Below are 19,229 nucleotides of genomic sequence, written 5' to 3'. Positions count from 1 at the left end.
GCCCGTCCCAACACATATAAATACAAGAGGCGGGCAGGGATGCCCGCTCCACAAGAGAGAGAGAATTTTTTAGTCTTCTGTCCAGGTTCTTAATTGTAAATATACTAGTACTAAGGTGATTGCAAGTAGTACGGTTGCGGCTGCTGCTGCATAACCGAAGTCAAATTGAGCAAATGCTTCTTGGTAGATGTAAAAAACGAGTAGGTTTGTGGAGTTGAGGGGTCCACCACCTGTCATTACATATACTTGTTCAAAACTTCGCAGGGTAAATATAACTGTGGTGATGATGACGAAAATTAATGTTGGTCGCAAACCTGGTAGTGTGACGTGCCAAAATTGTTGCCATGCGTTGGCGCCATCAAGTTCGGCGGCTTCGTAGCGACTGGGTGGAATTGTTTGTAGTCCAGCTAGAAAGACTACCATGTTAAAGCCTAGTTGTTTCCATATGCTTAAAAGAATTAACACTGGCATTGCCCAAAAGGTATCTCCTAACCAAGATATTGGTGCAATACCAAAATTACTCAAGAAAGCATTAACTGGGCCATCGGTTTGAAAGAGCCAACGAAATCCTAGACCTGCGGCAACTAGTGAGACTATTGAGGGTAAAAAATAAGTTGTTCGTAAAACTCCGCGTAGTGCCATGCTGCGGTTGAGTAGTGCTGCAAGTCCCAAGGGAATAATTAAGCTTGGTATGACGGTGGCAATGGTGAAATAAAGGGTGTTTCCTATAACTTGCCAAAAATCCGGGTTGAGTGCTAAACGCAAGTAATTTCTTAAACCTACCCAGTAAGTACCGCGCGATGTAAAACTGCCTGCGGTGAAGCTCAAAAAGAATAAATATACGATGGGATAAATTATAAACAACCCTAGCAATATTAAGGCAGGCGCCAGAAATATCCACGCAGCTACCGCATCGTTGTCTAAAATATGCGCTTTTGTATTGGGTGAGGTTATGATAGAACGGTTTGTAGGTGTTTTCATATAAAGTAAAAAATTTTACTCAGTATTTAGATACTTCGGAAAGCAAACAGTTTTAGGTATTAAAGTACATGCGTCAATTATCTTCTGTGGCTTTGCTGCTGACATTATGCAGCACAAGCATGATTGCTCCAAATTTTGTAATTCCATCATACGCGCAAACTACCCCAACCCCAGGCGTCACTAATCCCGACCAAAAGTATTTAGGGTCATGGGAAATGAATCAGGGTGGCATATCTTTAACTTTTATTTTTGCCCCTGACGATAAACTTTATATTGTGTCACCACTGGTTCCGAATACTCCACGTACTGCGACAGAATTGAGATATAAGATAAGCTCGGCGCCGAAACCGATGCATCTTGATGTTTTTCTACCAAGAACGAATAAACCTGTACAAACGATTTTTGAATATACTGCTGATGGAAAAATGCGGATGCAGTTAGAAGGTACTAACCCAGGTACACCAAGACCACCTCAATTTAAAAACGGCACAATCTTTACAAAAAGTTCAGACGCAACAACATTACCTGAAGGTGTAGAGTTAATATCAGATTCAGGCTCAACCACCAAGGAAGTGCCAAAAGCTCAAATGTATGTAACCACAATTAACCGCGCGCAACAGGCATATTTTTTAGAAAAATCTAAATTTAGCATCAATTTGAAAGATTTAGAATTGGGCATTCCATCTAATGATGCTGAATATACTTACCAAATACAGCAACCAAGTGGAAGCCAAGCACGTGTTTTTGTAACTGCTACTCCCAAAAAACCTGAGTTACCAAGCTATACTGGCGCCGTTTTTGTGGCAAATGTTAACGGTGAAGCTATAACAATTAGTGGTATTTGCCAAAGAACCAAACCAACAAACAAACAGTCAGCAATGCCAATATTATCTTTAACTACAAATAAAATAACTTGCCCTGCTGATTCAACTTCTATAGAGTAAAATCTGTGGGTTGTAGAGACGCGATTAATCGCGTCTCTACATTTAATAATATTTAAAATATCTTTTAATCTATTTTAACTAACAAAATATAAATCGCCTTCACCTAACTGGGTGAACATATTTTCACCTGCTTGAATGACCGTTTTGTGCGAGGTTGAGTTTTGTAAAAAAAGAGATTCTATATATATAAAGCATTAAGTGAATTCAAGGGTGAGGATACTTTATATGAGACTCGCAAAACTAACAGCTACTGCCGCACTTGCACTTTCGTCTATTTTGGTTTCAGCAGGAATTGCTTCGGCTCAACCAGTTCAACAACTTCAACAACAAGGAATGAACGGTAGTTATATAGGCGCCGGTGTTTCTGCTGGTGTTACCAATGGTGGTCAACAAGAAGATGCAGCAACATTTGGTGGTAACGTACAAGGACGTTACGCGATTCCTAAATCACAAGTTTCAGTTCGTGGTGCAGCATTATTTGGTGGTAATTCAACAGCACTTATCCCAATGGTAACTCTTGATGCACCAGTTGCTAAAAATACTAACGTCTATCTCGGTGGTGGTTACTCGTTCCAAACCAACGAAGGTTATGCCAGCCAATTAGGAAACAAAAACGCTCCTGTCGTGACTCTTGGCGCCGAATCTGAAGTTGCTAAAAACATCGTTGTTTACGGTGATGCCAAGTGGGGTATTGATGCGTACAAGAATAGCTCTGCTGATGCAGTAAGCTTACAAACTGGTGTTGGTTATTGCTTCTAATGTAGTATGGTGGGCAGTGCCCACCTTACTTGTTATTATATTAGTAATTTATTCACACAAAGCAAGCCGTGAGTTTTTTTCTAGGGTGTGCTGTTTGGGCATATAAAGGTTGGATAGGAGAACTATATCCTGAAGGTACTCGTAATGCCGATTTCCTTAATTTATACAGCCAACGTTTTACTACAGTAGAAGGTAACACAACTTTTTACGCAGTACCAAGTCAGGAGACTGTTTCTCGTTGGGCAACACAAACATCACCTAGTTTTAAATTTTGCCCAAAGTTACCGCGCGATGTTACTCATAACGGGTTATTAAAACCTTATATTAATCAAGCTTTAGAGTTTGCAGGACGAATGCAACAACTAGGCGCCCGTTTAGGGCCGATGTTCGCACAGCTACCACCAAGCTATGCACCAAAGTCAATTAATGATTTAGAAGTTTTTTTAGAAGCTTGGCAAGAAACAAAATTACCCTTAGCTGTAGAGGTTCGTCATCGTGACTGGTTTAGAGAAGTTTATCAAATCGAATTAAATGCACTTTTAGAAAGATTTGGAGTTGGGAGAGTATTATTAGATACTCGCCCAATTTATACTGGAGATGATGACCCACAGTTGGAGTCAGAACGACGAAAACCTCAATTACCTGTAGAGTTTAGCGTAACGGCGCCGTTTAGTTTAGTTCGGTTTATTTCACACCCGAAGTTAGAAATGAACCAGCAATTTATGGAAGAGTGGGTAGCGCAAGTAAAAAATTGGTTACAGCAAGGAAAACAAATTTACTTCTTTGTTCACTGCCCTGTTGAAGAACACTCTCCTAGTAACGCGCGCTATTTTCAAAAGGTATTGGAAGAAAGTGGGGTGGCAGTTCCAGCTTTACCTTGGAATGAGCTTGATAAGCAACCTAATCAATTAAACTTGTGGTAGTTTGCAACGGATACAACGGATGTAACGGATGGATAATAAGCTTATCCGTTACATCCGTTACATCCGTTGCCAGTTAATTTGTCCAATGTTTCGTGCGCTCAACAGCTTTTTGCCATATAGCAAAATTATTCAAACTTTCCTTACCTGGTTCAAATACACGGTCAATTTGACGGTTTTGAACTAATATTTCGTAACTATCCCACAAACCTATAACTAACCCAGCAGCAAAGGCAACACCTTGCACTGTTGTGTCGCGAACAACCGGACGTTCTACTGGAATTCCCAAAATATCAGCTTGGAATTGCATTAAGAAATTATTATTACAGGCGCCACCATCTACTGCTAATTTTTGTACAGGTATAGTACACGATGCGTTGATTGCTTCTACAACTTCTTTTACTTGGTAAGCTATTGCTTCAAGAACAGCACGCACCATATGTTCGGGTTTTGTTCCACCTGTAATTCCGAAAAATGCTCCCCGTGCGCTCATGTCCCAATGAGGCGCCCCTAACCCGCTAAATGCTGGTACAAAATATACACCCATAGTATCTGTAACGCTCGTTGCCATTGTTTCTGTTTGGGCAGCATTTTTAATAAGTTTAAGACTGTCGCGTAGCCATTGAATACAGGCGCCGCTTGTAAACATACTACCTTCTAGTGCATATCCCAGCGAATTAGATTGTGTCCAAGCTATTGTCGAGATAAGTTGCTGCGATGTCCGAATTATTTGTGAGCCTGTATGCGCTACTAAAAAGCTACCTGTTCCATAAGTACATTTGACTAAACCAGGTTTTGAACAGCCATGACCAAATAATGAAGCTTGTTGGTCCCCTAATATTGCTGTGATGGGAATTTCTACTCCTAATATATTTGTATGGGTAACACCAAAGTGACTTAAGCTAGGTTGGATTTGTGGTAATATATATACTGGTATTTGAAATAATTTTAATAACGCTTCATCCCAGGCGCCTGTCGTTAAGTTCATCAACATTGTTCGACTAGCGTTACTGTGGTCTGTAGCGTGTATTCCATTAGTTAATTTCCACAATATCCATGTATCAATAGTGCCAGCTAGGGTGTTATTAATATCAAGATTTGGAATATTATCTAGTAACCATTTGAGCTTGGTTGCCGAAAAATAAGCGTCGATGACTAATCCTGTACGGTCATATATTTCTTGAGTATAACCCTGTGCTTGTAGTTCATAACAAAATGGCGCCGTGCGTCGGTCTTGCCAGACAATGGCATTATGAAGTGGTTCTCCAGTAGTTTTGTTCCACAGTAAACAGGTTTCACGCTGCACGGTAAGTCCGATAGCAGCTATTTGTGCAGGGGTAATTTGGGAATTTACAATAGCTGTTTGCATTACCCAGCAGGTATCATTCCAAATTTGTGAGGGGTTGTGTTCCAGCCATCCTGGTTGTGGGTAATGTTGCGTAAGTTCTTTATAAGCACTACCTACTATATTACCGTCAGCGTTAAATACAAACGCGCGGTTCCCTGTTGTACCTAAGTCTAATGCCAGGATGTATTTTGGCGCCTGCATATCCCTGTCTTTCCCTCACTGCCATCTGTGTTTAATTATCTACTAAACATAACTCACTTCGCTCTTTAGATATGATTGAAGAATTATAAAGTGATGTGGTATCAACATGTAAATGTTTGCGTACCATATCCATAACTTTATCAGTTACCACGGGTTTAGTCATAAAATCAGTTGAGCCAGCTACTTTAGCACGCATCCGGTCAAAAAGACCATCACCATCAGTTAAAATTACAATAGGTATTTTAGCCAAACTGGAAATACGTTGGATTTGAGCGCAAACTTCATAGCCGTTAATAAATGGCATATTTAAGTTTAAAAAAATCAAGTCTGGTTTACGCTCTATTAAAGTCGGTAAAATTTTTAAAGGGTTGTGAATGCCAACAAAGTTCATGCTGTGATGAGTGATAATCTGCTCTAAAAGCCAACAAATTCTGGGACTGGAATCGATGCAAGCAATTAATGGCGTTTTTGATGATTCTGTTTGGTTGGAAATATTTTTAGTTTCTTTTGTAAATAGACGAAAATCTTCTACTTTAACTAATTCAACAAATCCTCGTAAAATATAAGGAAGTAAAAAACGGCTAATAGCTAATACATCTTGCTTTGCTTTTGCTGCTAAGTCGCGCAGCGTATATTTACCTCTCATTAGCTTGACAAATTTATCATATAATGCTGGATTAATTAGGTGTTGAAGTTGTTCAGGTTGTCGAAGTACAGGTGCTAAATTGGGAGAAAAGCTAGCTAAACCAGCTTTTGACCAAGAATTCCACGATTGAAATATATGTTCGAGCGATATCGCTGTGCTAGAAAGACTTAATGGCGCCTCTAAAATTACCTCTTTATTGCGTTGACAAGCACTAATATGACAGCTTGTTTGCTGTGTTAAATCAAATAGAAGTTCACCAATTGTGCTATATATAATTTGAGTTACTTGCTCGCGTTTAATTTTCTGCTTGTTATACAAAGCTTCTAGGACTTGATAATCCCAATATTCTATATCTTGATTGTCCGCTTGCAATTGAATTGTATCAAGATTAATTTGGGGGCAATATTGTACCATGTTTCGCCTAAAGCGTCGAAGTGGATGGGCGCCTCCACTTGCCCAAACAATGTGTCCTAAACGGTAGTAAAAAGAAAACTTATGCCCTGTACAAGTTTCAATTTCAAGCTTGCCATTGTAATGCGACCGAGTACAAGTTTTAAATTCATAAAGTAATGTATCGGGTATAGTTAATTCTGTATGAAGCGCCATTGGTGTGTGCCCTTGTCGGTTATACTATCCAGCATAATCAGCAAATTGTGATAAAGTTGTGACAAACGGTTCGTAAATTTATAAAAAATTTACTTTTATTTGATAAAAACTTTAGAAAGCTGATCCGAACAGGAAACGCTATAAGCAGGCGCCTTTGAATGTTAACTATACTTGTACAGGCGCCTTTTGGTAAAATATCAAGCTGGTTTAACGAGCGACTTTAGCATTCGGAGAGTGCTGTTTCTGATAAAAACTGCTTCAACGATTGCGGTTGCATGAAAGCAAGATATTGAGCAGCTTGTTTTGGAGAAAGGAATTCCAGTAACTGTTTATTTTCAATCCAAACCTCAATAACACTGAAAAATCCTTTGCGGTCGCACGTTAGTACATGCCAACCTTCACGTTTTGCAATTTCATGAATTTGTGCTTCAGAAGTAGGAACTGAGATTGCCGCATGAAAAGCATTGTACTTAGAAGGATTGGGATTTTGATGCAAACTACTTTCCCCATCAACCTGAAGCGGTGTAAATTCAGAGCTAGAAGTCAGCACTTCAATCATTGTCCCATGCGGATCTAAAGGTAAAACAATGTAGCATCCAGGATGATAGGGAAACTCTGAGAATTGTCCTTGGCATAATTCTGCAAGGACTTTCGCTACGTGTTGCGGTTGATTTGCCGCAATTGAAATATGATGAATCATGGTAAAAACTTTTCCTTTTAAAATATTGAGATGTTTAAACGAGTAACTTTAATATCCGTAATTATTTGTAGATTCAGGTTTATTAGTCGATGAGTCTGTTTCTTGCTGCGTGTCAACAGGGTTTTGTTCTTGTTCAGGTTCAGACTTGTTGGTGGAATCTTCAGCAACTTGTTCTGTATCAGTCTTATTTTGCTGTGTAGACTGAGACGTTGTTTTGGCATAATTAGCAATGTTGCTCAATAGTAAAAATGCAACTGCAGAACCGAGAATAGCTAACTTTTTCATGGTAATTCTCACAAACATGATGTGTTTAATAGAGTTGTAAGTTTTATCCTTACTCATCTAAACGTTTACATGTTTCCCTTTTGGAGTTTATGCAGCGAGAGTAGTGCTGAGTTATTAATTTATTTAGTGACTTTCTGGTATAACAGCAGTCATGGGTCAAAATAAGTAAGCTTCTATAGGACGCATGGAATGACTGCTACTATTTCATCCCCCCTCCCCAGACTCGATGATATCCGCTTTGGTTTACCAAACATCAGCGGTTGGGAATCCGAAATTCATTTAGTTACAAACCACAATGACCCTGTATTTAAAAATACAAGCAATCTCCGGCTCGAAAATATCAATGCTGGGTTTGCCTGCGCGCTTCACATGCACCAACCTACTATTCCCGCAGGTTTCAACGGTGAATTAATTAGTAACCTGCAACATATGTTTGAACACCCTCATAATGGGGATAACCATAATGCAGGTGTTTTCGCTTGGTGTTATAAACGCATTGGTGAGTTTATTCCAGAATTAGTTTCCCAAGGATGTAACCCCCGTATTATGCTCGACTATTCGGGTAATTTACTTTGGGGTTTACGGCAACAGCACACCGATATTATTGATACTCTCAAGCGCATTACCTGCGATGTGCAATATCAACCTTACGTCGAATGGTTGGGTACGATGTGGAGTCATGCAGTTATTCCTTCTACCCCTATTCCTGATATCAAGTTGCATATTCAAGCTTGGCAACATTATTTTGCTGCCATATTTGGTTACGATGCTTTAAAGCGGGTAAAAGGATTTTCTCCTCCAGAAATGCATTTACCTAATCATCCAGATACTTTATATCAGTACGTAAAAGCATTAAAGGAATGCGGGTATAAATGGATAATGGTGCAAGAGCATTCAGTCGAACGTTTAGATGGCGCCAGTTTACATCATGACCAGAAGTATATTCCCAATAAATTAACCGCGCGTAATTCTCACGGTGAAACCGTTAGTATTACTGCACTAATTAAAACTCAAGGTTCGGATACAAAGCTAGTTGCACAAATGCAACCTTACTTTGAGGCAAAAGGACGTGGTAAGCAGCAAGTTAGTAATACAAACATTCCTTCTTTAGTAACACAAATTGCCGATGGCGAAAATGGGGGTGTAATGATGAATGAATATCCCCGTGATTTATTCAGAATTTATCACGAAATCCGCGATGGAGGTAATAACAATGCGGGAACTGTCGCAATTAATGGTACAGAATACCTAGAATTAATCGAAGCAGCAGGCGCCGACCCTAATAATTATCCCGAAATTCAAGCTGTACAGCAACACAAAATCTGGCAGCGCACCAGTAATATCACACAAGAAACGGTAGCAAATGCCATTCAAGAATTAAAAGCAAATGATAATCAGTTTCATATAGATGGCGCCTCGTGGACAAATGATTTAAGTTGGGTAAGAGGATATGAAAATGTCCTAGAACCAATGAATAAACTCAGCGCGTTGTTTCATCAAAAATACGACAAGTTAGTCGAACAAGATGCACAAGTAACGCAACGCGAAGACTACCAAAAAGCATTACTTTATAACTTACTAGTCCAAACTAGCTGTTTTCGATATTGGGGACAAGGTACGTGGACAGATTACGCGCGCGAACTATATCGACGAGGTGAAGAATTACTAAAATAAGCCAATACTACGTAAGGTGGGCACTGCCCACCCTACATACACTACAGCAACTATAATTCTCCCTGAATGCTTTACCGAATTGTTTTGATGCGGGGTAGTTCAGAAACTAACTCTCCCGTATGAGCGTCAATTACATAATCTACTATTTCTGGTGCTGATTCAGATTTGGGGAGAGAATCTATTTTTTGTGAATTGTTTTCAACTAAGTATACAAGGCGCCAACGCTTTTCATTTGTATCAAAGTAGTAGTAAAGAGTTTCTTTTATATCCGAGTTTCTCAGGTCATGCTTAGTTTGCTTCTGAATTACGTCTTTAAGTTGATCAGGCTTAAACTTGGGGTGGGCATCAATGTCAATAGGGTCGCCAATGGCTGAGTTAATTGCTATCAAATCATACTCATCGCCAACTTCTACTGTTACGATAGACCCATACACAGGGATATTTTTATACTTCTGGCGAAACTTGATTGTGTGTGTTTTGGTTTTCTTCCAAGTTTTGATGCTCACACCTTCAAGCTGGAACTCACGGATTGGTTGCGAAGTTGTAACAAATCCTAGTTTCGGCTCAACTTCTATCACTGATCCAAGTAGTGACATTAAGCTGTCTGCCACTTCCTTGAACATTTCTATCAATTTTTTCCCTTCTCGATCAGCTCTTTTTAAGACCTTGGTAAGTTCATCTATACCAGGATTCAAGGTTGAATTTTTGTCTTCTATATGGGTATGGAAAGTGAAAGTCTTCATACCATTCCTATTCATGAAACCTAAAGTTAAATAGCGTAAGAGGAGATGTGAGTGTGCTAAAATCATCTATTTGTAGATTCTACGCGCCTTAATTTACAAATATCAACTGTATATAATAAATATTAATGTATATTTTGTACAGGTAAATAACAGCATTAAATCTAGTTAATATCATGTGATTTGTCTACACTATATATATTTAGCGACAACAAACTTCATTAAATACTTTAGAAATATTAAGAAAGTATTATGCATAGAGGAAGTAAACATTCAAAATGTACTGATAATATACCAAGTTTTAATCTTTCTGACCAAGAAAAAGATAAATCTATTTATAAAGACTTAGGTTAAAGATTTGTATCCTCGTCTTACACAATTTACGCGCTTAGGAGCAGTATGGACTGCTACATGTAAATGTATTCTGCTTCTACATTATTCTTATTTTAATTAGCAAAAAGTTGATAGTTAGCTAAAGTGTTTACCAACTAGTGGTTCATGTCATTAATTTTTAGGGAGTTTTGTAGTATCGGCTTATAGTCTGTGCTACGGGCAGGCTCTCAGTCGTGAGCCGACGGTTAAATAATCCGTGATGAAAGTGATGTTAACCCTTAATAAAACCGTTTTACTAATTTTAATAAGCTTTAGCAAATATAACACGTTGAGAGGTTTCTTTGCCTGTATAGAAGCATTTACCGATACTATTGTCTTGCAAACTAAAAGCTATGCATCTACTAGTTGCTTTAGTTTCCTCTTTGATTTTTTCTTCATCTTCAGGCGCCCCAGCAAAATAAACTACGTAGAAACCAGGCTTTTGCTCAATGGCATTTTTAAATGAGTCATACGTATCTACAAAGTAAGTATGCTGACGCTGAAATTCTTGAGCTTTTTTAAACAAACTTTTTTGAATAAAGTCCAAAATTTCAGGTATTTTTTCTTCTAATTGGTCAAGTGGTACATTAATCTTTTCTCCTGTATCGCGTCTTGCTAAGATACAGCTTCCATTTGCTAAATCCTTCGGTCCAATCTCTAGACGAAGCGGAATGCCTTTCAACTCCCAATCATTAAATTTGAAACCGGGACTTAAGCTTTCGCGCGCGTCTACTCGAAATGAAAATTTATCTATTAATTTAAATTTTTGTTGTAATTCTTCAAATTTAGATAAAACTGTTTGTTTATCATCGTCTGTTTTATAAATTGGAATGCCAACAACTTGTAATGGAGCAACACGAGGGGGGCAAACAAATCCTTGGTCATCAGAGTGAGCCATAATCATGGCACCAATAAGACGGGTTGTTATACCCCAACTTGTCGCAAATGGATACTCCAAAGTACCTTGTGCTGATAAATACTTAACGTCAAAAGCATGTGAGAATGTTGTTCCAAGGTGATGGCTAGTACCTACCTGAATGGCACGACGGTCTTGTGTCATTGTTTCAATTGTATAAGTATGGTCGGCGCCTGGAAATTTCTCGTTTTCAGTTTTTAATCCATCAAAGACAGGAACTGCTAAATAGTCTTCGACAAAAGTTTTATAGATTTGTAAAATTTGGCGTGCTTCAACTTCAGCTTCCTCATATGTTATGTGAGCTGTGTGTCCTTCTTGCCATAAAAATTCAGCAGTACGTAAGAAGGGACGAGTTCTAAGTTCCCATCGACAGATATTTGCCCACTGATTTACGAGAATAGGGAGATCTCTATAGCTTTGAATCCAATTTTTATATGCAGACCAAATAATGGTTTCGCTGGTTGGTCTTACAACTAATGGCTCTGCCAATTCAGCTTCTGTATCTACACCAATGGTTCCATCCTCTGTCAATTTTAAACGATGGTGAGTAACTACGGCACACTCTTTAGCAAAACCAGAAACATGTTCAGCTTCCTTTGAGAAGTAGCTCACAGGAATTAACATTGGGAAGTATGCATTAACATGACCGGTTTCCTTAAACATCTTATCTAAGGTTTGCTGTATTTTTTCCCAGATGGCATAACCTTCTGGTCGGATAATCATGCATCCCCTAACTCCTGAATCTTCTGCAAGTTTTGCCCGCTCTATTATATCGAGATACCAGCGTGAATAATCTTCATCACGCTTGGTAATTTTCAAGGAATTAGCTTTTTCTGTTTTCCGACCAGCCATAGTTTATTCTTCGATTCTTTTTGACAACTCTCCCGGCTTAAGATAACTCAAGCCGAGGGGTTCTTTTCTATTATGCCCAATTTTGATATTTTACCTGACGTTGCGGACTAGGAAGTCTGATTGACCGCAACTTAAGAGCGAACGTCTTATTACTTCTGCGCTGCAAGGGCCTGGTTTGCCATCTTTGGTAAAGCAAACTAAGATTTCTTGCAAAAAGCGTCCGGAACCTGAGCAAGAAGGGGCTATACTAAGACTTGTAAATGCTGGATTGGCGCCAACAAAATCACTTTGTAGTTTATTTATAGTGGTGCGGAAGGGTTTACTTGGTTTGGCGTAGTCTGTAGGAATTGATACAGAGTCTTTTTTCTGTTTTGATAGTGTTAAATACTGTGCAGGAGTTAAGCCTGTACAAGTACCGTGTTTTTGCCATTCGTGATTGTAAAGCTTGGCACTAGGAAATAAATTTGGAAATTGCTGTTTGACTGTTTCTGGCAATCTTTCGGTGGTGCAGCTAGCAGGATATCCTTTTTGGTATTGGGGCCAAAGTCCGTGTAGAACAAAACCTAGTTTTTTTCCTTGTTTACACTGTTGCGGGTCACTGTCTCCTTTGGCTGCACAATAGTCAGGAGACCAAGATAGAGCTAGTACATAAAAATCAAATTTACCGGGAGTACCTTTGCTTTGAGCAAAAGCGTTACTTGAGACTGAGGTAGTAGTTAGCAGCACCGAGGCAGTAATTAAAAGTCGTCTTAGGGACATTTGGAAAGCGTGTTAGTTTTTACATGCGCTAGTTTAATCTATGTTTTTGAGAATGTCTTTATATGGAACGGGCAAGGATGCCCATTCCACAAGGGGATACCCATTCCACAAGGGGATGCCCATTCCACAAGGGGATGCCCATTCCACAAGGGGATGCCCATTCCACAATATAGGAAAGTGTTTACATTGGGCGCCCTATTGTAGTTATGTATAATACCGCTTCATCTTGAGGGATACCCAAAACTTCGTTGACTTTATCATCGAAGAATCCGCCAATACCGCTGACACCGATATTAAGACGAACAGCAGCAAGATTTAGTTTTTGCCCTAAGTGACCTGCATCCATATGTAGGTATCGATATACTCTATCTCCATACTGAGATACAGATGCCTTTAAATCGGCTGTATGGAAAATAACAGCGGATGCATCGCGACCAAGGTCTTGTCCTAAACAGAGAAAGTGTAATTCTCTGCGGAAGTTTTTAAAGCGAATTTGTCGTAATTCTTGCGAAGCGGGTGCGTAATAGTAACATCCTGCTTCGAGTCCTTCGACTCCAGAGGTCGCTATAAAGGTTTGTATTAAGTTCAGGTCGAAGTAATCTGGCGAGATATCTAATTCTTGGTCTATATAATGTTGGGGTTGGTATGTAAAATCGAGTAACGATTTGAGTTCATCTAATGTTAAATCATCTCCGCTGTATGCTCTAGTGGAACGACGTTTAAGGATTGTTGAAGAGAGTTTATCAAGTTTATCTCCCCAGTCGATTTGAGTTGTTAGGGTTGAAATTTTTTGACAGAAGGGAAATTTATATTTATCTTCGATAGATTTATTTTGCTTGATTTCGGGTAAATTGAGTTTACCTGTTGTACCTGGCAAAATTTGCGTTACAGTATGAATGTACTTAAGAAGCTCACCGTCAGGGATTTTGGGATATTCTGTTTCGGTCGCTGATGGTAAAGCTGTACGTCCAGTTGGCAAATTTTGTTTAATATCAAGTAAATCGGCTATCGGAAGGACTGCGGTGGCGCCTTCTTGTTCTGGGTCAATATAAAGCATATCATTGACGGCTTGATCGACGAAACCACCAATTAGATGGGGTCGAAAGTCACACGTCGCAGCAGATAGTTCGATATTTCCCAATAAATGTCCCGTATCAAGAAATATTCGACGGTATGCTCTGTCTTCATAACGCCAAGCTGAACGGTAAAAAACCGCAGTAATGACGATGGCAAGTTGTGTACTTTCCAAAGCAGGATGCCAAAAACAAGCTTCCTGCAATGTTTGCCAAACATTATTTTCCCAGAATTGCAGTAGCGAATGAGTTCGTGACTGGTAGTTATATAAACCAGCAGGTAACAACGGTGTACCCCGTGAAACTATATATATTTCGGCTGGATATAAACCACCTGCACTTGGCGCCGAGCGTAAAAACACGGCACTCCCCATTGATGGCATTCTAGCTGTTAAACCGTAGCTGCAAAACAGCAACCGCGATAAACGGCGCCACCATTGTGTATCAGTATTATCTTCCGAATCTAATGAAGATTCTTGGATATATGGTTTGAGGTCAAAAACCGTACCAATTTTATATTCTTTAAACGGTACAGGTTGTTTCGACCAATCCAAACCCTGGTTTTTGGACGCTATAGTATCGGGGTCGTACTTAGTTCGTTCGTGGTAGTGATGAGCAATCGAATGGCGTAGTTCTGGCATGTCTCGGTTAAATACGCTTCTCCTTTTTATCTTGGCATCCCTATGCACCAACATTTCGTTATCGCCAGTACATTTTAGGAACGAATCTACACAATTTGAATACCACTCATGTTCTTAGCTTCACGGTTTTATTCGGCGTTTCTCTGACTTGAGATACTTACCAACCAGTCGGCGCCGATAAATTGGTAGGCAAATAAAAATTCCAGCTAAACTAGAACTAGTTGACGCAATTGTCAATATTACCCAAAAGTTGATGACACCAGTCTTTAATACTAAACCGCCACAGGAACCCAGTAAAGCTGTAAGCACAACCATCACAATACCAATTGCCTGACTAAATCCTTTTTTAAGATTTGTCGTAAATGTAATTTGATTGACACCCTGATTGATAGTCTCTATGTGGCTTATACCAGCTTTAGTAATACACCAAAATTCAATTGCTACCATTACAGATAAGAAAGTTCCAAAAATTGGTCCTGCTGCAACCCCCAAAAAGCAACCCACCAAAGACGCAACCGCAGCCCCAAATACAATATCATCGACAACAACAATACCAGCCCCAATAACCGTCATTAATATAGCAGCAATAACTGCCGCAACAGCCGCACCAGTCCACGCCATTGCCCCAGAAGTCAACAATAATAATAAAAGTGATGCGTATGGTTGTTTATATTGAATTATTGGTAACGCAGCAGTTTTAATTTTTATTTGAATAGTTTGAATTTCAACGGCTGAATTTGTATGTAATAGTAATTCGCGATAATATATTTTATCTGCCATTAAATAGGTTGTATCAATTGTCACTTTACATAAAATTTTCTCACCGTTAAAATGCCGGAGCGTAAAATCAATCCAATCATGGCTATGAGGTGTGTGTGGAGCGTCGTTACTATGAGGCGCCACTTCACACCAAGCGACTAATGTTGTTTCTGGATTATCATTAAGAATAGTAATCGTTTGCGAAAGTTTTTCACCAATTTGTCCAGCCGTAAATTCAAGTTCTGTTTTATCAATTTTTGCAACACATAAGGGGACAATATCGAGTGGTTTTAGTGCCAGAAGTGCTACATTCGCATCTTTAAAGCGGTTTTTGGGTTTTTGTTGAACCATCGTTGAAAGCCACTCGATAAACCCCAAACTCAACTGAGGAACTAAATGTTTAAAAGCAATACACCCATCTTCATCGATTAAAGTATGCATCGCAGCTGATTTGGCGCCTGTTAACAAACAAATTAATGTCGCACCCAAACTATATAAATCTGTAGATTTTGTTAACTGACGGTTGTAAATTTGCTCTGGCGCCATAAAACCTAGTGTCCCCATCGCAACACTGCTCATCGCCATATCATGACTACCAATACGAGCAAATCCAAAATCAACTAAATAAACATTGATATTATCATCAATTAAAATATTTTCTGGCTTAATATCGCGATGAAAAATAGGCGGAATACGGTTTTGTAAATATATAAGAATAGACAGCACAGAAACAGCTATTTGCTTAATTTCATCAAAAGCAAAACTGCGTGCTACAGACAAAGATTGAGCATGTTTGTACTCTTGCACCATACAAAACCCTGATGGAGTTTCAAAAGAGTCGAGATAGCGTGGTATACCAGCATGGTTTAACCCTTGTAACACCTGTATTTCACGTTCATATGCCTTAAAACCAGACCAGCTTTGAACGCTAGAGCGTGCGAACTGAAACTCCTTAATAACAACTTTTTCATCAGTATTTATACGTTGCGCTAAGTATGTTACACGACCTCCATTGAGGTTGCAACCGAGTTCGCGTATGACCCGATATCCTTGATTTGTAAATGGTATCGTACTCATGAACAAGGGTGAAATGGCGTTAATTATTTGTGTCCATGTCTAATCTAGCTTAACTCCAGTTTTTGCAGACCGCCAACGATTAAAGCCGTAAATACCAAAAGCAAGAATAAATACATATGGACTATAAGCCATGAGCCAAATAGCTAGTTTTAACAGTCCCATGCTAAATTTACCAACTGAGTTGGTTGATTTATTCCAAGTTTCTTGAACTTGCAACCCAAAACCACGTTGCGGATTTTTAGTAGAAACTGCTGCTTCTAAATTTAAGGTAATAGTCGAATAGCTGACTTGGTTTTGTAGATTCTTGAGTTGGGCGCCTATTCGCTCGATAGAGTCACGAACATTGCTCAGTTCTTGTGACACACTCAATGTATCGCGTACCGAACCAGCTTTATCCATAATTTTTTGAAGATTTGTTTCAGTTTTTCTCAAATTAACTAACTGTGCTTGAAAATCAACGATTCTATCCCCAACATCTTCTGCTGTGATGCTACGGTTTTTAACAATTCCCAGTTTAGCTATTTGAGTAAGGGTATTATCTAGCGTAGTTTGTGGAACTCTCAACTGTATTGATGCAGTAGAACGCGCGAACTCATCTTTAGGCTGATTTTGAGCAAGTTTGATTAAATCACCTTGCTGTTTGTCAATGATTTGCGTCACTTCGTTAATGCTTTTGTCAATTGACTCTACAACTATACTCATAGTTGCTTTTTTAATTAACTGTGATTTTACCTTGGTAGGCGCCTTGATTTTTGATGCCATTTCATTGGCTGTATCAGCAGTTGGTGGTATTGTAGCTGCTATTTGATTAAGTGAGTTAGATGAATTTTGTCGCATTGACATTGTTTCACTACCTCCATTATTGGCAGCAGCGCAACTACTCAAAACAATCCCCCCTAAAAGGGTAGCAAAAAGTATACTTCCCTTATTCATATTCAAACCTCACATAAATAACCTTAATGCTAGTATGTAGGTTTATCTGTCTCTAGATAGTTGCCGTTACGATTTGCGTAACAAACAAGCTTGATATTAACCACTTTAAAAATTGTCACAATGCTTTGAAATTAATTTATAAGTAGGTGACTATAATAATTGGAATAAAAAAGAAAAATAAAACTAAAGATAAGTAAACATGTCATTATCTTCTTATCCGTCTCCTGTAAACGAACTGCTAACTTACGGAGATTGCAGTCAAATCAAGGGAATACCTGATTATGTAGAGGAACTAGGTTTTACTTCACAGCACGTTCCTGACTTAATACGCATGGCTTGTGATGAAGATTTATCTATTGCTGCTGACGATATAGAAGATATAAATGAAAACCTGCAAGCTTGGGCGCCAGTACATGCAGTAAGAGTATTGGGTCAACTGCGCGCGGTAGAAGCTATTGAACCATTAATTTATTTATTTGGCGCATTTGAAGAAGATGACCGCATTAGTTTAGAGTTACCTAGTGCATTAGCCAAAATAGGTATTGCTGCAATTGAACCACTCGAAGCATATATAGTAGACTCGTCACGCGATACTTACCAACGTGCAGACGCTGCTAGCGCATTGACTCGTATCGCTCAAATTCATCCAGAAGCACGTTCTAAATGTGTTGAAATTATAACTAACTTATTAAGTAACTTTACTATTAACGACCCAGAGGTTAATGCTTTTTTAGTTGGTGAACTAATTGATTTAAAAGCAGTAGAAGCGGCGCCTGTCATTGAAAAAGCTTTTGCTGCTGAATGTGTGCCAACTTTCTTGGTAGGAGACTGGGATGAAGTGCAGATTGCGTTGGGTATAAAAGCGCGCTCTGAATCAGAAAATCGCTTTCCACTAGAACAAGTAATAGAGTACTATACAAATCAGGATTTGCCAGAATTTACTGGATGAAGAACGGGCTTTCCTGCCCATTCCACAAGAGAATTTTGGATATAAATTGATTAATAAGTCCCATTAATCATTTTTACCTTGAATTATGCAAACAACACAATTAGCGAATACAGGTATTACCGTAAGTGCAATTGGGTTAGGCGCCATGCCAATGTCAGTATACGAACGTCCGGATGAGTCGCAATCAATAGAAGTTATTCATCGTGCTTTGGATTTAGGCATTACTTTTATTGATACTGCGGACTCATATTGTAAAGACGAATCTGATAAACACCATAATGAACGACTGATTGGTAAAGCACTACAAACCTACAGTGGTGATACCAGTAATATTGTTGTTGCTACCAAAGGTGGGTTAATGCGTCCGAACCAAAGCTGGACTCGTAACGGCAACCCCGAACATTTACGTGAAACTATTCGCGTTAGTTTTGAAGCGTTGGGTGGTAATAAACCAATTGACATTTGGCAATATCACTCACCTGATCCAGACTATTCTATAGAAGAATCATTAAAAGCTGCACGGGAAGCAGTTGATGCTGGTATAGTTCGGTTTGTTGGAGTTTCTAATTTTTCCGTTGAACAAATAAAACAAGCACGGGATGTTGTAGATATTATTTCAGTGCAAAATCAATATAGTCCTTGGTATCGTCAACCTGAGTCTGATGGTGTTTTAGAATATTGCCAGCAAGAAAACTTGACTTTTTTACCTTGGAGTCCGTTTGGGGGTCGCAGACGTCATTCAGATTTGCAAGATATTTCTATTATCAGCAAACTCGCAACACAAAAAGGCGTATCGGTATATGGTATTGTTTTAGCTTGGTTGCGCTCAAAGTCACCATGTATTTTACCAATACCAGGCGCCAGTAAAGTTTCTAGCATTGAAGACTCGGCACGTGCAGGTGATATTAAATTATCAGAAGCCGAAATTCAGCAAATTGATAAAGAAACAGCTTCTTAACTAAAATCCTAGAAACCGGGTTTATTCGCTGAAATTTTGTCATAAAAATGAAGATTTTGCCTAGAAACCCGGTTTCTTAGACATAAATGTTTACATTAGTTTACAATTAACTTGTCAATTTACTGATAAGATTTAA

Annotated in this window: 17 protein-coding genes; 6 read left to right on the top strand and 11 right to left on the bottom strand. The window is 39.0% G+C overall.

The features are described from left to right. Positions 1–69: 69 nt before the first annotated feature. Positions 70–981, bottom strand: a complete 912-nt coding sequence (locus DSM106972_RS30495) for a carbohydrate ABC transporter permease (RefSeq protein WP_186538436.1) — start codon at positions 979–981, stop codon at positions 70–72. Positions 982–1,049: 68 nt separating this feature from the next. On the opposite strand from DSM106972_RS30495, the gene DSM106972_RS30490 reads away from it, so the two are divergent. The 3 genes from DSM106972_RS30490 to DSM106972_RS30480 all read left to right on the top strand — a co-directional run bounded on the left by DSM106972_RS30490 (position 1,050) and on the right by DSM106972_RS30480 (position 3,607). Continuing rightward, positions 1,050–1,925, top strand: a complete 876-nt coding sequence (locus DSM106972_RS30490) for a type IV pilin-like G/H family protein (protein ID WP_127084203.1) — start codon at positions 1,050–1,052, stop codon at positions 1,923–1,925. Between the two features lie 225 nt (positions 1,926–2,150). Then, complete coding sequence (locus tag DSM106972_RS30485) at positions 2,151–2,684, top strand: outer membrane beta-barrel protein (RefSeq protein WP_127084202.1); 534 nt, start codon at positions 2,151–2,153, stop codon at positions 2,682–2,684. Positions 2,685–2,752: 68 nt separating this feature from the next. After that, on the top strand, positions 2,753–3,607 hold the full coding sequence (locus DSM106972_RS30480; protein WP_127084201.1) for a DUF72 domain-containing protein: 855 nt from the start codon (positions 2,753–2,755) through the stop codon (positions 3,605–3,607). Between the two features lie 73 nt (positions 3,608–3,680). On the opposite strand, the gene glpK is transcribed toward DSM106972_RS30480, so the two are convergent. From glpK to DSM106972_RS30460, 4 genes are all read right to left on the bottom strand, one after another. Next, a complete protein-coding gene (glpK, locus tag DSM106972_RS30475) occupies positions 3,681–5,153 on the bottom strand; it encodes a glycerol kinase GlpK (protein WP_127084200.1) in 1,473 nt (490 codons plus the stop codon). A gap of 31 nt (positions 5,154–5,184) precedes the next feature. Continuing rightward, positions 5,185–6,405 (bottom strand): response regulator, encoded by a 1,221-nt coding sequence (locus DSM106972_RS30470; protein WP_127084199.1) that lies wholly within the window; start codon positions 6,403–6,405, stop codon positions 5,185–5,187. 220 nt (positions 6,406–6,625) lie between these two features. Beyond that, complete coding sequence (locus tag DSM106972_RS30465; protein ID WP_127084198.1) at positions 6,626–7,105, bottom strand: hypothetical protein; 480 nt, start codon at positions 7,103–7,105, stop codon at positions 6,626–6,628. A 48-nt stretch (positions 7,106–7,153) separates the two neighbouring features. Further along, positions 7,154–7,390, bottom strand: coding sequence for a hypothetical protein (locus tag DSM106972_RS30460; RefSeq protein ID WP_127084197.1), 237 nt, complete (start codon positions 7,388–7,390; stop codon positions 7,154–7,156). A 189-nt stretch (positions 7,391–7,579) separates the two neighbouring features. On the opposite strand from DSM106972_RS30460, the gene DSM106972_RS30455 reads away from it, so the two are divergent. Beyond that, a complete protein-coding gene (locus tag DSM106972_RS30455) occupies positions 7,580–9,064 on the top strand; it encodes a polysaccharide deacetylase family protein (protein ID WP_127084196.1) in 1,485 nt (494 codons plus the stop codon). Positions 9,065–9,135: 71 nt separating this feature from the next. Here the strand turns inward: DSM106972_RS30455 and DSM106972_RS30450 are convergent, their stop codons facing one another. The 6 genes from DSM106972_RS30450 to DSM106972_RS30425 all read right to left on the bottom strand — a co-directional run bounded on the left by DSM106972_RS30450 (position 9,136) and on the right by DSM106972_RS30425 (position 17,186). Continuing rightward, complete coding sequence (locus DSM106972_RS30450; RefSeq protein ID WP_158632900.1) at positions 9,136–9,807, bottom strand: hypothetical protein; 672 nt, start codon at positions 9,805–9,807, stop codon at positions 9,136–9,138. Positions 9,808–10,438: 631 nt separating this feature from the next. Then, positions 10,439–11,944 (bottom strand): proline--tRNA ligase, encoded by a 1,506-nt coding sequence (gene proS, locus DSM106972_RS30445; RefSeq protein WP_127084194.1) that lies wholly within the window; start codon positions 11,942–11,944, stop codon positions 10,439–10,441. A gap of 90 nt (positions 11,945–12,034) precedes the next feature. After that, complete coding sequence (locus DSM106972_RS30440) at positions 12,035–12,703, bottom strand: ribonuclease T2 family protein (protein ID WP_127084193.1); 669 nt, start codon at positions 12,701–12,703, stop codon at positions 12,035–12,037. 181 nt (positions 12,704–12,884) lie between these two features. Beyond that, the gene (locus DSM106972_RS30435) at positions 12,885–14,417 is read right to left on the bottom strand and encodes a SagB/ThcOx family dehydrogenase (RefSeq protein WP_127084192.1); all 1,533 of its coding nucleotides are present in this window, start codon (positions 14,415–14,417) and stop codon (positions 12,885–12,887) included. 120 nt (positions 14,418–14,537) lie between these two features. After that, on the bottom strand, positions 14,538–16,253 hold the full coding sequence (locus tag DSM106972_RS30430) for a serine/threonine protein kinase (protein ID WP_127084191.1): 1,716 nt from the start codon (positions 16,251–16,253) through the stop codon (positions 14,538–14,540). Between the two features lie 39 nt (positions 16,254–16,292). Next, a complete protein-coding gene (locus tag DSM106972_RS30425; protein ID WP_127084190.1) occupies positions 16,293–17,186 on the bottom strand; it encodes a DUF4349 domain-containing protein in 894 nt (297 codons plus the stop codon). Positions 17,187–17,385: 199 nt separating this feature from the next. On the opposite strand from DSM106972_RS30425, the gene DSM106972_RS30420 reads away from it, so the two are divergent. Together DSM106972_RS30420 and DSM106972_RS30415 are read left to right on the top strand one after the other, a co-directional pair. After that, the gene (locus DSM106972_RS30420; protein ID WP_233787168.1) at positions 17,386–18,135 is read left to right on the top strand and encodes a HEAT repeat domain-containing protein; all 750 of its coding nucleotides are present in this window, start codon (positions 17,386–17,388) and stop codon (positions 18,133–18,135) included. 85 nt (positions 18,136–18,220) lie between these two features. Then, positions 18,221–19,093 (top strand): aldo/keto reductase, encoded by an 873-nt coding sequence (locus DSM106972_RS30415; protein WP_127084189.1) that lies wholly within the window; start codon positions 18,221–18,223, stop codon positions 19,091–19,093. Positions 19,094–19,229: the final 136 nt, after the last annotated feature.

This window comes from Dulcicalothrix desertica PCC 7102, from assembly GCF_003991905.1.
Lineage (GTDB): Bacteria > Cyanobacteriota > Cyanobacteriia > Cyanobacteriales > Nostocaceae > Dulcicalothrix > Dulcicalothrix desertica.
This window is presented reverse-complemented; position numbering and strand designations above follow the sequence as displayed.

Excerpts from the sequence above, each read along its gene's own strand:
- DSM106972_RS30495 (WP_186538436.1), bottom strand. The coding sequence starts at position 981 with ATGAAAACACCTACAAACCGTTCTATCATAACCTCACCCAATACAAAA.
- DSM106972_RS30490 (WP_127084203.1), top strand. The coding sequence starts at position 1,050 with ATGCGTCAATTATCTTCTGTGGCTTTGCTGCTGACATTATGCAGCACA.
- DSM106972_RS30485 (WP_127084202.1), top strand. The coding sequence starts at position 2,151 with ATGAGACTCGCAAAACTAACAGCTACTGCCGCACTTGCACTTTCGTCT.
- glpK (WP_127084200.1), bottom strand. The coding sequence starts at position 5,153 with ATGCAGGCGCCAAAATACATCCTGGCATTAGACTTAGGTACAACAGGG.
- DSM106972_RS30470 (WP_127084199.1), bottom strand. The coding sequence starts at position 6,405 with ATGGCGCTTCATACAGAATTAACTATACCCGATACATTACTTTATGAA.
- DSM106972_RS30465 (WP_127084198.1), bottom strand. The coding sequence starts at position 7,105 with ATGATTCATCATATTTCAATTGCGGCAAATCAACCGCAACACGTAGCG.
- DSM106972_RS30460 (WP_127084197.1), bottom strand. The coding sequence starts at position 7,390 with ATGAAAAAGTTAGCTATTCTCGGTTCTGCAGTTGCATTTTTACTATTG.
- DSM106972_RS30455 (WP_127084196.1), top strand. The coding sequence starts at position 7,580 with ATGACTGCTACTATTTCATCCCCCCTCCCCAGACTCGATGATATCCGC.
- DSM106972_RS30450 (WP_158632900.1), bottom strand. The coding sequence starts at position 9,807 with ATGAAGACTTTCACTTTCCATACCCATATAGAAGACAAAAATTCAACC.
- proS (WP_127084194.1), bottom strand. The coding sequence starts at position 11,944 with ATGGCTGGTCGGAAAACAGAAAAAGCTAATTCCTTGAAAATTACCAAG.
- DSM106972_RS30440 (WP_127084193.1), bottom strand. The coding sequence starts at position 12,703 with ATGTCCCTAAGACGACTTTTAATTACTGCCTCGGTGCTGCTAACTACT.
- DSM106972_RS30435 (WP_127084192.1), bottom strand. The coding sequence starts at position 14,417 with ATGCCAGAACTACGCCATTCGATTGCTCATCACTACCACGAACGAACT.
- DSM106972_RS30430 (WP_127084191.1), bottom strand. The coding sequence starts at position 16,253 with ATGAGTACGATACCATTTACAAATCAAGGATATCGGGTCATACGCGAA.
- DSM106972_RS30425 (WP_127084190.1), bottom strand. The coding sequence starts at position 17,186 with ATGAATAAGGGAAGTATACTTTTTGCTACCCTTTTAGGGGGGATTGTT.
- DSM106972_RS30420 (WP_233787168.1), top strand. The coding sequence starts at position 17,386 with ATGTCATTATCTTCTTATCCGTCTCCTGTAAACGAACTGCTAACTTAC.
- DSM106972_RS30415 (WP_127084189.1), top strand. The coding sequence starts at position 18,221 with ATGCAAACAACACAATTAGCGAATACAGGTATTACCGTAAGTGCAATT.